The 14,041-nt window shown below is 62.9% G+C and carries 11 protein-coding genes; 5 read left to right on the top strand and 6 right to left on the bottom strand.

Annotation, left to right across the window (positions count from 1 at the left end; genetic code table 11):
* Positions 1–28: 28 nt before the first annotated feature.
* The 3 genes from JQ609_RS30350 to fahA all read left to right on the top strand — a co-directional run bounded on the left by JQ609_RS30350 (position 29) and on the right by fahA (position 3,856).
* Positions 29–982 (top strand): MBL fold metallo-hydrolase, encoded by a 954-nt coding sequence (locus JQ609_RS30350; RefSeq protein ID WP_212276398.1) that lies wholly within the window; start codon positions 29–31, stop codon positions 980–982.
* Between the two features lie 60 nt (positions 983–1,042).
* On the top strand, positions 1,043–2,389 hold the full coding sequence (gene hmgA / locus JQ609_RS30345; RefSeq protein ID WP_212276397.1) for a homogentisate 1,2-dioxygenase: 1,347 nt from the start codon (positions 1,043–1,045) through the stop codon (positions 2,387–2,389).
* A gap of 195 nt (positions 2,390–2,584) precedes the next feature.
* The gene (fahA, locus tag JQ609_RS30340) at positions 2,585–3,856 is read left to right on the top strand and encodes a fumarylacetoacetase (protein ID WP_212276396.1); all 1,272 of its coding nucleotides are present in this window, start codon (positions 2,585–2,587) and stop codon (positions 3,854–3,856) included.
* 53 nt (positions 3,857–3,909) lie between these two features.
* On the opposite strand, the gene JQ609_RS30335 is transcribed toward fahA, so the two are convergent.
* Together JQ609_RS30335 and JQ609_RS30330 are read right to left on the bottom strand one after the other, a co-directional pair.
* Complete coding sequence (locus tag JQ609_RS30335) at positions 3,910–4,221, bottom strand: DUF1272 domain-containing protein (RefSeq protein ID WP_212214816.1); 312 nt, start codon at positions 4,219–4,221, stop codon at positions 3,910–3,912.
* Positions 4,222–4,319: 98 nt separating this feature from the next.
* Positions 4,320–4,796 carry an Lrp/AsnC family transcriptional regulator gene (locus JQ609_RS30330; RefSeq protein WP_192735657.1) on the bottom strand — a complete coding sequence of 159 codons (477 nt, stop codon included), beginning with the start codon at positions 4,794–4,796 and terminating at the stop codon, positions 4,320–4,322.
* A gap of 124 nt (positions 4,797–4,920) precedes the next feature.
* Between JQ609_RS30330 and hppD the strand changes: the two genes are divergently transcribed.
* Positions 4,921–6,036 carry a 4-hydroxyphenylpyruvate dioxygenase gene (gene hppD, locus JQ609_RS30325; protein ID WP_212276395.1) on the top strand — a complete coding sequence of 372 codons (1,116 nt, stop codon included), beginning with the start codon at positions 4,921–4,923 and terminating at the stop codon, positions 6,034–6,036.
* Positions 6,037–6,211: 175 nt separating this feature from the next.
* On the opposite strand, the gene JQ609_RS30320 is transcribed toward hppD, so the two are convergent.
* The 4 genes from JQ609_RS30320 to JQ609_RS30305 form a co-directional block, all read right to left on the bottom strand.
* Positions 6,212–7,324: a CaiB/BaiF CoA-transferase family protein gene (locus JQ609_RS30320; protein ID WP_212276394.1), complete on the bottom strand. Its 1,113-nt coding sequence runs from the start codon at positions 7,322–7,324 to the stop codon at positions 6,212–6,214.
* A 159-nt stretch (positions 7,325–7,483) separates the two neighbouring features.
* On the bottom strand, positions 7,484–8,284 hold the full coding sequence (locus tag JQ609_RS30315; protein ID WP_212214831.1) for a xanthine dehydrogenase family protein subunit M: 801 nt from the start codon (positions 8,282–8,284) through the stop codon (positions 7,484–7,486).
* A gap of 13 nt (positions 8,285–8,297) precedes the next feature.
* Positions 8,298–10,637, bottom strand: a complete 2,340-nt coding sequence (locus JQ609_RS30310; RefSeq protein WP_212214834.1) for a xanthine dehydrogenase family protein molybdopterin-binding subunit — start codon at positions 10,635–10,637, stop codon at positions 8,298–8,300.
* 84 nt (positions 10,638–10,721) lie between these two features.
* Positions 10,722–11,207 (bottom strand): (2Fe-2S)-binding protein, encoded by a 486-nt coding sequence (locus tag JQ609_RS30305; RefSeq protein WP_212214836.1) that lies wholly within the window; start codon positions 11,205–11,207, stop codon positions 10,722–10,724.
* Positions 11,208–11,696: 489 nt separating this feature from the next.
* Here JQ609_RS30305 and JQ609_RS30300 point away from each other — a divergent pair, with 489 nt between their 5' ends.
* Positions 11,697–13,667, top strand: coding sequence for a methyl-accepting chemotaxis protein (locus JQ609_RS30300; RefSeq protein ID WP_212214840.1), 1,971 nt, complete (start codon positions 11,697–11,699; stop codon positions 13,665–13,667).
* Positions 13,668–14,041: the final 374 nt, after the last annotated feature.

Below are 14,041 nucleotides of genomic sequence, written 5' to 3'. Positions count from 1 at the left end.
AACAAGACGTCGCAAAGGAATCGAACTGATGGCCAAGGGTTTCGCGTCCACCACTGATATGGCGGAAAAGAAGATCACCTTCTCCGAGATCGGTACTGATCTCTATGCCTTCACCGCCGAAGGCGATCCGAACTCTGCTGTTATCGTCGGCGACGATGGCTGCCTGGTGTTCGACGCGCAGTCGACGCCGGCGATGGCGAACAAGGTAATCGAGCGGGTGCGCACCGTCACCGACAAGCCGATCAAATATGTCGTGCTGTCGCATTACCACGCAGTGCGCGTACTCGGCGCCTCCGCCTACAAGGCGCAGGGCATCGTCGCCTCGGCGGAAACCTATCGCCTGATCGAGGAGCGCGGTCAGCAGGACTGGGATTCCGAATATGGCCGCTTCCCGCGCCTGTTCCAGGATGCCCAGAGCATTCCCGGGCTGACCTGGCCGACGCTGACCTTCGAAGGCGAGATGTCGATCTATCTCGGCAAGCGCGAGGTGCGTCTGATGCAGCTCGGCGCGGGGCACACGTCGGGCGATATCGTGGCCTGGGTGCCGGATGCCGAAGTGATGTTCTCCGGCGACCTCATCGAATATCATTCGGCCTGTTATTGCGGCGATGCGCATTTGCGCGAATGGCCTGCGACGCTGAACGAAATCCGCGCCTTCAATCCCAAGGCGATTGCGCCCGGCCGCGGCGATGCGCTCAAGGGGCTTGCGACCGGACGCGACGCGATCGCGATGACGCGCGATTTCGTCACCTCGCTCTATGGCGCGGCCGAGACCTCGGTCGCCAGGGGCCGCAATCTCAAGGAATCGATGGCGGCGACGCGCGAGGTGATGGACCCGAAATTTTCCAGCTTTGCGATCTATGAGCACTGCCTGCCGTTCAACGTCTCGCGCGCGTTCGACGAGGCCTCGGGAATCGACGATCCCGTGATCTGGACCGACAAGCGCGACCAGGAAATGTGGGCCGCCCTGCAAGGCGCATGATCCCGAAAAGTGGGTACCGGTTTTCGGACAAGATCATGCGCAAGATGAAGGAGGATGACCATGAATATCAACACCTCGCCCGACGCGATCTCGCGCAGCACCGTTGGTGTCACGCCGGGCTACATGTCCGGCTTCGGAAACAGCTTTGAGACCGAGGCGCTGCCCGGCGCGTTGCCGATCGGCCGCAACTCGCCGCAGCGCTGCGCCTATGGGCTCTACGCTGAGCAGCTTTCCGGCTCGCCCTTCACCGCGCCGCGCGGCGCCAACGAGCGGTCGTGGCTGTATCGCATTCGCCCATCGGTGAAGCACTCGGGACGTTTTGAGAAGGCCGATGCCGGGTTGTGGCGCACCGCGCCATGCCACGAATACGAACTGCCGATCGCGCAATTGCGCTGGGATCCGGCGCCGATTCCGAAAGAAGACATGACGTTCCTGCAGGGCGTGCAGACCATGACGACCGCAGGCGACGCCAACACGCAAGGAGGCATGGCGGCGCACGTCTATCTCATTACCAAATCGATGGTCGATCAGCATTTCTATAATGCCGACGGCGAGATGATGTTCGTGCTGCAGCAGGGCAAGCTGCGCCTTGTTACCGAGTTCGGCCGCATCGACGCCGAGCCCGGCGAGATCGTCGTGATCCCGCGCGGCGTCAAATTCCGCGTCGAACTGACAAATGGCCCGGCGCGGGGCTATCTCTGCGAGAACTATGGCGGCGCCTTCACGCTGCCCGAACGTGGGCCGATCGGCGCCAATTGCCTGGCCAATTCGCGCGACTTCCTCACCCCCGTCGCGGCCTATGAGGACAAGGACACGCCGACCGAACTGTTCGTGAAATGGGGCGGCTCGCTGTTCAAGACGACCTTGCCGCATTCGCCGATCGACGTGGTGGCGTGGCACGGCAATTACGCACCCTATAAATACGATCTGCGCACCTTCTCGCCGGTCGGCGCCATCGGCTTCGACCATCCGGATCCCTCGATCTTCACGGTGCTGACCTCGCCGTCGGAAACCGCAGGCACCGCCAACATCGACTTCGTCATCTTCCCGGAGCGCTGGGCGGTCGCGGAAAACACCTTCCGTCCGCCCTGGTATCACATGAACATCATGTCGGAGTTCATGGGGCTGATCTACGGCGTCTACGACGCCAAGCCGGAGGGCTTTGTCCCCGGCGGCATCAGCCTGCACAACATGATGCTGCCGCATGGCCCGGATCGCCAGGCTTTCGACCATGCCAGCAATGGCGAGCTGAAGCCCGTGAAGCTGACAGGCACCATGGCCTTCATGTTCGAAACCCGCTACCCGCAGCGCGTCACCGCGCACGCGGCGAAGTCGGCGACCTTGCAGGACGATTACGCGGATTGCTGGCAGGGACTGGAAAAGCGGTTCGATCCGAACAAGCCGTGACGGTTCTTCCCCTCTCCCCTTGTGGGAGAGGGTGGCTTCGCGAAGCGAAGACGGGTGAGGGGTTCTCTCCTCACGGTAAGATTTCGAGATGCGGATAGAGACCCCTCATCCGGCGCGCTTTGCGCGCCACCTAAGAGCGAGCTTCGCTCGTCTCGGCTCCCACAAGGGGAGAAGGAAGAAAGGACGCAGCACACCGTGCCCCATCCCAACGATCCCACCCTTCGCTCCTTCATCCCGGTCGATCCGACCTCGGATTTCCCGATCCAGAATCTCCCCTATGGCGTGTTCTCCGCCAAGGACGGGCTTGCCCCGCGCGTTGGCGTGGCGATCGGCGACTATGTGCTCGATCTCTGGCAACTCGCGCAGGATTGCCGGATCGACGTCGTCGAGCCCGGCGTGTTCGCGGCGCCGTCGCTGAACGCGTTCATGGCGCTCGGGCCGGAGGTGTGGTCGCGGACGCGGGCGCGGATCAGCGAGCTGCTGCGCCACGATCATCCCGAACTGCGCGACAATGACAAATTGCGCCGGCGCACGCTGGTGCCGATGGCGGATGTCACGCTGCATCTGCCGATCGCGGTGTCCGGCTATACCGATTTCTATTCCTCCAAGGAGCACGCCACCAATGTCGGCGTCATGTTCCGCGGCAAGGACAATGCGCTGCAGCCGAACTGGCTGCATATGCCGATTGGATACAACGGCCGCGCATCCACGGTCGTCGTCAGCGGCACCAGGGTGCGCCGGCCGCGCGGGCAATTGAAGCCGCCGACCGCTGACGTGCCGAGCTTCGGGCCCTGCAAGCGGCTCGATTTCGAACTGGAAATGGGCGTGGTGGTCGGACAGGCGTCGGCGATCGGCGAGATGCTGACGGAAAAACAGGCCGAAGAGATGATCTTCGGGTTTGTGATCCTCAATGACTGGAGCGCGCGCGACATCCAGCAGTGGGAGTATGTGCCGCTCGGCCCGTTCCAGGCCAAGGCGTTTGCGACCTCGATCAGCCCGTGGGTCGTGACGCGCGAGGCGCTGGAGCCGTTCCGCGTCCAGGGGCCCGCGCAGGACCCGCAGCCGCTGGAGTATCTGCGCCAGGCGCAGCCGAACAATTACGACATGCAGCTCGACGTCGCCCTGCGCGCCGGCTCCATGAACGCGGCCGCCGGCATCTGCCACACCAATTTCAAATACATGTACTGGTCGTCGGCGCAGCAATTGGTGCACCACGCCTCATCAGGCTGCGCCATGAATGTCGGCGATCTCCTAGGCAGCGGCACCATCTCCGGCCCGGAAAAGGATCAGCGCGGCAGCCTGCTGGAGATCAGCTGGAACGGCACCGAGCCGATTGAGTTGCCCGGCGGCGTCAAGCGTACGTTCCTGGAAGACGGCGATTCGCTCGTGATGCGCGGCTGGTGCCAGGGCGACGGCTACCGCGTCGGATTTGGCGAGGTCGAAGGCACGATCACGCCGGCGGGGTGATGCTCTCTCCACGTCATTGCGACCCGGTGGCTCGCAATGACGATGTGGCGAGACTAGCGATCCTGCGGAGCAATATCCCTAAGCCGCGCCGAATGCGCCGCGCAATCCTCGACGCTGAACTTCAGATGCACGCGCTTGTCGGAAGGCGCTTGCTTTACAACGCAGACGCCCGGCCGCCATTCCTGCGCGGGCCGGATCGGCCGCGGCACAAAGCCGCCGCCGCAGTTCGGGCACACATTGTGCAGCTTGTTGTCGGCGCAGTCCGCGCAGAATGTGCACTCATAGGAGCAGATCCGCGCGTCCGTCGCGTTCGGCGGCAGATCCTTGTCGCAATATTCGCAGTTCGGCCGGAGTTGCAGCGCCATGGTGATCTCTTCGCATTGATCTTGGACCGCATCATCGCAAATTCGCCTTGGCAAGATAATGGCGAATTCCCCTCGATTTCGGCCATCTCCCTCGAATTCTACCGCGCCAATTCCTTTAGCGGCAGCTTTGCGCTTTCCTTCAGCCGGTCCAGCACGATCGACGAGCGCACATGCGCGACGCTCTGGTGCGGCATCAGCACGTTGTTGACGATGTCGGACAGGCTCTTGAGGTCGCGCAGCACGGCCTTGAGCAGGTAATCGGCATCACCGGTCAGCGAATAGGCCTCCTGGATCGCGTCGACGCGCCCCACCAGCGCGCGGAATTTCTTGGCGTTGTCGGGCGAATGCGTCGCCAGCGTGATGTGGATGAAGGCGATCAAATTGAAGCCGAGCGCCTCGCTGGCGAGATCGGCGTGGTAGCCCGCGATCACTTTTTCTTCCTCGAGCCGCATCCGCCGCCGCGAGCATTGTGATGCCGACAGGCCGACCAGATCGGCCAGTTGCTGGTTGGTCAGCCGGCCGTCGTCCTGCAGCGCGGCCAGCATTTTGAGGTCGAAAGCGTCTACCGGAATCATGCGTGAAACACCCATTTGATGCACGAACTGTGCGCAACTATAGCCAATCTCGCCGCGATTTGCATGCACATTGCGCCCGACCTGGCGGAAACTCCATGGATCAGATCAAGAAGGAGATTCCGCCATGGGTCCGTTTCCGCACGACGCGCCGGCCGCTACCATCAGCGCCGACAACCCGATGGGCACCGACGGTTTCGAGTTCGTCGAATACGCCCATCCCCGGCCGGAAGAACTGCACGCGCTGTTCAAGCTGATGGGCTATGTGCCGGTCGCCCGCCACAAGACAAAGAACATCACGGTCTATCGCCAGGGCGACATCAACTACCTCGTCAACGAGGAGCCCGGCACCCACGGTTTTGCCTTTGTGGCTGCCCACGGCCCCTGCGCGCCGTCGATGGCGTTCCGCGTGGTGGATGCGAAGCAGGCTTACGCGCGCGCGATTTCGCTCGGTGCGGAGCCCGCGGATATCCCGTCCGCGCAGAAGACGCTCGACGTTCCCGCCATCAAGGGCATCGGCGGCAGCCTCTTGTATTTCGTCGACCGCTACGGCGCCAAGGGCTCGGCCTATGACAGCGAGTTCGAATGGCTCGGCGCCAAAGACCCGCGGCCCGCCGGCGCCGGTCTGTTCTACATCGATCACCTCACCCACAACGTCCATCGCGGCCGCATGGATGTCTGGACCGGCTTCTACGCAAAGCTGTTCAACTTCCGCCAGATCCGTTTCTTCGACATCGAGGGGCGCGCCTCCGGCCTGTTCTCGCGCGCGCTGACCAGCCCGGACGGCAAGATCCGGATTCCGATCAACGAGGACGCCGGCGATTCCGGCCAGATCGAGGAATATCTCAACACCTATCGCGGCGAGGGCATCCAGCACATCGCCTGCGGCGCGCGGGACATTTACGGCACGGTGGAGACGCTGCGCGCCGACGGCCTGCCGTTCATGCCGTCACCGCCCCTGACTTATTTCGAGAAGATCGATGCACGGCTGCCCTGCCATGGCGAGGACGTCGCACGGCTGCAGCGCGACGGCATTTTGATCGACGGCGAGGGCGTCGTCGAAGGCGGCCATACCAAGGTGCTGTTACAGATCTTCTCGGCCAACGCGATCGGGCCGATCTTCTTCGAGTTCATCCAGCGCAAGGGCGACGACGGTTTTGGCGAGGGCAATTTCAAGGCGCTGTTCGAATCGATCGAGGAAGATCAGATTCGCAGGGGCGTGCTGAAGGTGGATGCGGCGTAACGCACGCCGTCAAACTCAGTGTCGTCCCGGCCTTGAGCTCAGATGCGCAATTGCGCATCGGGGGACCCATACGCCGCGGCGCGTATGGGTGGAAAAGAAAGACAACGACCAGCGCGCCAAACAATTTCTGCCGCGGCGTATGGGTCCCGGCTCAAGGCCGGGACGACAGCGGGGGCTACCGCCCCGCCTTCCACGCGCTCGTCAAATCGGCAATCTCCGCCTTCACCGCATCCCGGATCGCCGACGGCGTCCGCGAAAAGCGCGGCGCCGGCGCGGGCTGGGTCACGCCGTGGCGTTCGACAAAGATCTTTCGCGCGGCGTTGTGCGGATGCTTCGGCGCTTCCGCCATGGTCAGGATCGGCGCGAAGCAGATGTCGGTGCCTTCCATGATCTTACACCAGTCTTCGCGGCTCTTGCTCTTGAACACCTTTGTCAGCTTTTCCTTCAGCGCCGGCCAGGCGTTGCGGTCCATCTGGGCGTCGAAATCGGCGTCGGTCAGGCCGGCGTGTTCGCGGAGCAGGGCGTAAAATTGCGGCTCGATCGATCCGATCGAAATGAAATTGCCGCAGGAGCATTCGTAAACGCCGTAGAAATGCGCGCCGCCGTCGAGGAAATTCTGATCGCGTCCTTCGGTCCAGCGGCCGATCGCGGTCATGTCGAAGAACATCGACATCAGCGATGCCGCGCCGTCGCACATCGCGGCATCGACCACCTGGCCCTTGCCGGATTTCGACGCTTCCAGCAGCGCGGCGAGGACGCCGACCACGAGATAGAGCGCGCCGCCGCCGAAATCGCCGACCAGATTGAGCGGCGGCACCGGCTTCTCTTTGGTGCCGATCGCGGCGAGCGCGCCTGACACCGAGATGTAATTGATGTCATGGCCGGCGGCCTGCGCCAGCGGGCCTTCCTGACCCCAGCCGGTCATGCGGCCGAACACCAGGCGCGGATTGCGCGCCATCACGACGTCAGGCCCGAGCCCCAGCCGCTCCATCACGCCGGGACGAAAGCCTTCGATCAGCGCGTCGGCATTGGCGAGCAGATCGAGCACGCTTGCGACTGACGCCTTGTCCTTCAAATCGAGTTCGACGACTTTGCGGCCACGTCCCGCCACCGATTTCAAATTCTTCCTGGCGCCGACGCGGTCGAGCGTCACGACCTCCGCGCCCATGTCGGCCAGCATCATGCAGGCGAACGGACCCGGGCCAATGCCCGCGAACTCGACGATGCGAAAACCGGCGAGCGGGCCGGAGGCGCGAACTGCGGATTGGGCGGCGGGTTTGTCGAGCACGTCTTGTTCTCCCAAAGAGGTATTTTTAATTAGCTGATTAGCTAAATTGTCTCGCCTCCGGCTGCGCGTGGCAAGCATTCTTTGTCGAGAATCCGACCAAATGCAGAGCGGCGCGCATCGCTGCGCGCCGCTTGCATGGGAACTTGTGTTTTGACGCTATTAGCCCGCCGCAGTCACCGCGCGTTGAGCCATTACCTTGACCAGGTTGGCGCGATAGGCGGCGGAGCCGTGGATATCGGCGAGCATGCCGCTGTCGGAGACCTTGACGCTATCGAGCGCGCCCGCTGACCAGTTCGCCTTCAGCGCGGCCTCGATCGCCGGTACCCGCATGACGCCGTTTTGCGATGCACCTGTTGCCGCAACCCTGACGTCACCGGCCTTGGTCTTGGTCACGAACACGCCGGTCAGCGCGAAGCGTGAGGCGGGATGGCGCATCTTCTCGTAACCAGCCTTGGCCGGCACCGGGAACGACACCGCGGTAATGATCTCGCCGTCTTCCAGCGCCGTCGTGAACAGGCCCTTGAAGAAATCATCCGCCGCGATCGAGCGCTTGTTGGTTTTCACCGTGGCGCCGAGCGAGACCAATGCCGCGGGAAAATCCGCCGCCGGGTCGTTGTTGGCAATCGAGCCGCCGATCGTGCCGCGGTGTCGTACCGCGGGATCGCCGAGCACGGACGTGAGATAGGCGATCGCCGGGATCGACTTCTTCACATCAGCGCTTTGCATGATGTCGAAATAGGTCGTGGCCGCCTTGATAGTAAGCGTATCGCCTGACGCTTCAATCCCGATCAGCTCCTTGATCTTACCGAGATCGATCACGTCGGACGGCGCGGCCAGCCGCTGCTTCATCACGGGAATCAGCGTATGGCCGCCGGCGAGATATTTCGAATCCGAGCCTTTGCCGAAAAGCGCCACGGCTTCGTCGACCGAGGAGGGGCGATGATAAGTGGTCTCGTACATTGTTCTCTCCCTCTCAACCGTGAATGGCGTGCCAGACGCGATCGGGCGTCGCCGGCATTTCGAGTTTGTTGTTGCCGATCGCATCCGTGATCGCGTTGATCACCGCGGCCGATGCACCGATCGCGCCGGCTTCGCCGCAGCCCTTGACGCCGAGCGGGTTGCCCGGACACAGCGTCGTGGTGTGGTTCAGTTTGAACGACGGCAGATCGTCGGCGCGCGGCATGGCGTAATCCATGAACGACGCCGTCAGCAGCTGACCCGAACTGTCATACGCAGCGCCTTCCAGCAGTGCCTGGCCGATGCCCTGGGCGAGACCGCCATGGACCTGACCTTCGACGATCATCGGGTTGATCAGCCGGCCGAAATCGTCCGCCGCCACGAAGTTGACGAAGGAGGTCTTGCCGGTGGCGGCGTCGACCTCGAGTTCGCAGATATAGGCGCCGGCCGGGAAGGTGAAGTTGGTCGGGTCGTAGAACGCGCCCTCCTTCAGGCCCGGCTCCATGCCGTCGGGCAGATTGTGCGCCGTGTAGGCGGCGAGCGCGACCATCGGCAGCGCGATCGACTTGTCGGTGCCGGTGACTTTGAACTCGCCGTTTTCGATCACGATGTCGCTTTCGGAGGCTTCGAGCGCATGGGCTGCGATCTTCTTGGCCTTGGCCTCGACTTTCTCCATCGCTTTGAGGATCGCGGTCAGGCCGACGGCGGCCGAGCGCGAACCGTAGGTGCCCATGCCGAACTGCACCTTGTCGGTGTCGCCATGGACGATCTGCACCTGGCTGATGGGAACACCGAGGCGTTCGGCCACCAGCTGGCAGAAGGTGGTTTCATGGCCCTGGCCGTGGCTGTGCGAGCCGGTGAGGATCTCGATGGTGCCGACCGGGTTGACGCGGACCTCAGCGGATTCCCACAGGCCGACGCCGGCCCCTAAGCTGCCGACCGCTTTCGACGGCGCGATGCCGCAGGCCTCGATGTAGCAGGAGAGGCCGATGCCGCGCAGCTTGCCTTCTGACTTGGCTTTCGCCTTGCGCGCCGGGAAGCCGGCGTAGTCGATCGCCTTCATCGCCGAGTCGAGCGAGGCGCCGAAATCGCCGATATCGTAGGCCATGATGACAGGCGTCTGATGCGGAAATTGCGTGATGAAGTTCTTGCGGCGCAATTCCGCCGGATCGACCTTCAACTGCCGCGCCGCCGTCTCCAGCAGCCGTTCCACCACGAAACTCGCTTCGGGCCGGCCGGCGCCGCGATAGGCGTCGACCGGGGTGGTGTTGGTGTAGACGCTGATCACCTCGGCGAAGATGTTGGGGATGTTGTACTGGCCCGACAACAGCGTCGCGTAGAGATAGGTCGGCACCGACGACGAGAACAGCGACATGTAGGCGCCGAGATTGGCATAGGTCTTGACGCGCAAGCCGGTGATCTTGTTGTTGGCGTCGAGCGCAAGTTCGGCATTGGTCAGGTGATCGCGGCCATGGGCGTCGGTCAGGAAGGCCTCGGTGCGATCGCCGGTCCACTTCACCGGACGCCCCACCTTCTTGGAGGCCCACAGCGCCACCATCTCCTCCGGGTAGATGAAGATCTTGGAGCCGAAGCCGCCGCCGACGTCGGGCGCCACCACCCGCAATTTGTGCTCCGGGGCGATGTTATAGAACGCCGACAACACGAGACGGGCGACATGCGGATTTTGCGAGGTCGTATAGAGCGTGAAGTGCTCTTCCGCCTCATTATACTCGCCGATCGCCGCCCGCGGTTCCATCGCGTTCGGCACCAAGCGGTTGTTGGTGATGTCGAGCGAAACCACGTTGGCCGCGGCTTTGAACGCGGCTTCGGTCGCGGCCTCGTCGCCGATCGTCCAGTCGTAGATCACGTTGCCGGGCGCTTCAGGGTGAAGCTGCGGCGCGCCTTGCTTGATGGCCGCGCGAATATCTGATGCGGCCGGGAGTTCTTCGTAATTGACGACGACGGCTTCGGCGGCGTCCTTGGCCTGATTCTTGGTCTCGGCGATCACGACCGCGACCGCCTGGCCGACGAAGCGCACGGTCTCCGGCGCCATCGCCGGCCATGCGCCCATCTTCATGCCGGTGCCATCCTTCGAGGTGATGGCCCAGCCGCAAATCAGATTGCCGACCTTGTCGTCGACGATCTGCTGGCCGGTCAGGACGCCGACCACGCCGGGCATGTCCTTTGCCGCTGACGTATCGATGCTCTTTACCTTGGCGTGGGCGTGCGGGCTGCGGATGAAGTGCGCGTGGGTCAGGCCCACAATCTTGATGTCGTCGACGTAACGGCCCTTGCCGGTAATGAAACGGCGGTCTTCCTTGCGCACAACGCTTGCGCCAATGCCTTCAACGCCCATGTCCTGTCCTCCCGACCGGAATTATTGTTCCCGCCATTTCCATCGAAACGCGGTCTTGGATTCAGTCTTGGTGGTCTGCGGCGGCTATTCAGCCGCCTGCGAGACCTTCATGCGTCCGGCCGCATCGAGCACCGCCTTGACGATGTTGTGGTAGCCGGTGCAGCGGCAGATGTTGCCTTCCAGCTCCTGCCGGACGGTTTCCTCGTCGAGCTTGCCACCATGACGGTGCACGATATCGATCGACGACATGATCATGCCCGGGGTGCAATAGCCGCATTGCAGGCCGTGATTGTCGCGGAACGCCGCCTGCATCGGGTGCAATTCGTCGCCCTTCGAGATGCCCTCGATGGTGGTGACGTTGGACCCGGCGGCCTGGCCCGCCAGCACGGTGCAGGATTTGACCGCCCGGCCGTCGATATGGACGACGCAGGCGCCGCACTGGCTGGTATCACAGCCGACATGGGTGCCGGTCAGGTTCAGGTTTTCGCGCAAGAGATGGACGAGGAGGGTCCGGTCCTCGACGTCGGCTGAGACAGCCTTGCCGTTCACCGTCAATTTGATGGTAGACACGCGTGATACCTCCCGATGTTTTATAATTATTCCAATTAGAAACACGGGCGAGGGAACTTGCAACTAGGATTTTGGTCGCCCCTGTCATTGTGATGACATCCTCGCGGCGACGCGGCGTCGGTCAGCCGATTCTTCGGCCGTCTCCAGCGGGCGAGTCGAGCTGTAGCCAAAGCGCTGCGCGTGGCGGGAGGTAGATTGACGGGATGAGGTCGCGTCCACCCCGCACCGCATCATACTTTCGGAGACCGTCCGGGCCCCAAAGGGGGACCGAGACAAAAAAAGCATGCTTCCAGCCCTGCAACCCAAGGGGAATACGGCCGGAATTTACGCACCCTTATCCATTGTGCCTTAGTTTTGCGCACTGGATCGGGGGCAGGGCCTCCCGATCCGGGTTTTCAGAATGAAAACGGGGGGCTTGAGGTGGGATTTAAGAAACGTACGGGCTTGTTCTCGATCAAACTCCCAACCCTTCGATTCCGCGCCAAGATCATGCTCGGCTTTGCCGTGACGCTGGCCATCTCGGCGGTCAGCATGGGCATTGCCTTTATGGGATTTGAACACGTTTCCGCAGGCGTGGACGCCTACCGGCGCAGCGTGCAGGAAGCCGACCTGGCGCGCGACATCGACCGCGAGCTGATTTCCTATAGTTCGCTCGCCCGCTATTTCGTGGTCACGGCCAAGGAAGAGGATGGCAAAGCGGCGCTGACGGCCGAAGCCAGCCTGAAGGCAGCCATTATTGCCTCGATGAAGGGCACCACCGATCCGGGCCGGCTTGAACAGCTCGCCAAGCTGGAGCGGGAATTCCGCGCCTTTGCCAAGATCTTTGCCGACGTCGTCAAGGTCAAGGACGAAAGCGCGCGGATCACCCAGAACCAGCTCACGCGCAGCGGCATGTCGCTGCACTACAAGCTCGACGATCTCCCGAGCAATGCCGAGGAGTCCGAGCAGCAGGTCATCAGTCTTGGCGCGAAGAAGGTCTACGAGCAGTTTCAGGCCGTCACCGCACTGGTCAACACGTTCGTCATCAATGCCGACAAGGCGGTGGCCGCCAGCGCGTTGGCGCGTCTGAAATTCGTCGAGAACTCGCTCAAATCGATTTCCTCGAAGACTGACAAGGTCGTGGCTGACCTCAAGGAGTCCGCCGGGCTTCTGGAAGCCTACCGGGAGGCGCTGGCCAAGCTGATTCACAACGCCAAGGAAATCGACGATCTGACGCTCGACATGACGGATTCCGCCACTGCGATCAGCAAGGGCGCCGCCGTCATGAAGTCCAGCCTGCTGGCCGATCAGAAGCGGCTCGAGGCCGAGTCGAACGCGAGCATCGGCGAAACCGAACGGCTGATCCTGATCCTGGCGGCCGGCGGCTTCCTGCTCGGCTGTATCTGGGCGTTCTTGCTCGGCAAGGGCATTTCCAAGCCGATGATCGCAATGTGCAAGGCGATGCGCGAACTCGCCGCCGGCAATTTCGACGTCGTGCTGCCCGGCCTCGGGCGCAAGGACGAACTTGGCGAAATGGCCAGCGCAGTCGAGGAGTTCAAGGTCCAGGCGGTCGCCAAGGCCGAACGCGACGCCGCCACGCAAGAGGCGCAGAACAAGGCGAGCAGCGCCGCGCGCCGCGCCGAACTCATTCGCTTTGCCGACGAATTCGAGGCCGCGGTGGGCGCCATCGTCTCCAACGTTTCGGCCTCGGCCGTGCAGCTGGAAGCCTCCGCGGGAACGTTGACGCGAACCGCGGAAACCACCCAGAGCCTGTCGAGCCAGGTCGCCGGCGCTTCGGAACAGGCGTCCGGCAACATGCAATCGGTGGCATCCGCGACCGAGGAGCTGTCGGCCTCCGTCGACGAGATCGGCCGCCGCGTCAAGGAATCCAGCCAGATTGCGGAAGCCGCGGTGCGCCAGGCCGAACAGACCGATAACCGCATCGGAAAACTGTCGCGCGCAGCACAGGAGATCGGTGACGTGGTCAAGCTGATCACGGCGATTGCCGAGCAGACCAATTTGCTGGCGCTGAACGCGACCATCGAGGCGGCCCGCGCCGGTGATGCCGGCCGCGGCTTTGCCGTCGTTGCCTCCGAGGTCAAATCGCTCGCCAGCCAGACCGCGAAGGCGACCGACGAGATCTCCAATCACATCTCGGGCATGCAGGGCGCGACCCAGGAATCGGTCGCCGCGATCAAGGAAATCGGCGGCACCATCGGCAAGATCTCCGACATCGCCACGACGATTGCGGACGCGGTCGAGCAGCAGAGCTCGGCGACCCAGGAAATCGCACGCAGCGTCCAGAACGTCGCGCAAGGCACCGAGGAAGCCGCCGCCAGCATCATGCAGGTCAACCGCGGCGCGACCGAGACCGGTACGGCCTCGGAAGAGGTGCTGCATTCGGCACGCACGCTGTCGAGCGAAAGCACGCGGCTGCGCGAAGAGCTCGACCGCTTCATGGCGAACATCCGCGCGGCGTGAGACCATCGCCAAACACCGGCGTCGTCCCGGCCTTGAGCCGGGACCCATACGCCGCGGCTTCTCGGTGAGACTGTCACGTTAGTTACTCTGCGCTACAATGGGCGCCGCGGCGTATGGGTCCCGCCTTCGCCGGGACGACGATGGATGGGATCGCTTCCGCCCAGTCGCTGCCCTCACAATCGCAAATGTCGTCGTCGCCTGCGACAAAACAACCCGACGGGCAAATCAATTCCGTTTTACAGAAGTCGTGTCAAGTAGAAAAGTTCTGTAAATCAAAAATATTTCTGTTGTCGACCAACCCAAATCAGTGCGCATCTATCGCCATCCCGTCCTACTCAGAAGGGCGTCGGCCGTCGTCACGGACGTTGGACGGG

The sequence above is a fragment of the Bradyrhizobium sp. AUGA SZCCT0169 genome, from assembly GCF_018130085.1.
In the GTDB taxonomy this organism is placed as follows: Bacteria; Pseudomonadota; Alphaproteobacteria; order Rhizobiales; family Xanthobacteraceae; genus Bradyrhizobium.
The sequence above is the reverse complement of the archived record's forward strand: the minus strand, read 5'-3'. Positions and strand labels throughout refer to the sequence as shown.